We start from the raw sequence: 259 nt of genomic DNA, 5'->3' as shown, positions 1-259 counted from the left end.
GGACATCCTCTGGGAGAAATCCTACGGGGGAAAGCACTCCGAATACCTCTTCGACGCACAGCCAACGCCCGACTACGGGTTCATACTCGCCGGAAGCTCCCTCTCCAAAAAGACCGGAAACAAGACCGAGGCCGCCGCGGGAGACCTCGACTACTGGGTATGGAAGATGGACGAGAAGGGGGAACCCGACTGGCAGAAATCCTTCGGCGGCTCCGGTGCCGACCTGCTCCAGTCCGTAAGGCTTACCCGTGACGGGGGA

At 61.0% G+C, this 259-nt stretch carries 1 pseudogene; it reads left to right on the top strand.

From position 1 onward, the window contains the following. Positions 1 to 259 (top strand): annotated as a pseudogene (locus ASG38_RS18280) (T9SS C-terminal target domain-containing protein); the annotation flags it as partial.

The organism is Flavobacterium sp. Leaf359 (assembly GCF_001423985.1).
Lineage (GTDB): Bacteria > Bacteroidota > Bacteroidia > Flavobacteriales > Flavobacteriaceae > Flavobacterium > Flavobacterium lindanitolerans.
Note: the sequence above shows the minus strand (reverse complement) of the source record. Positions and strands in the feature narration are given on the sequence as shown.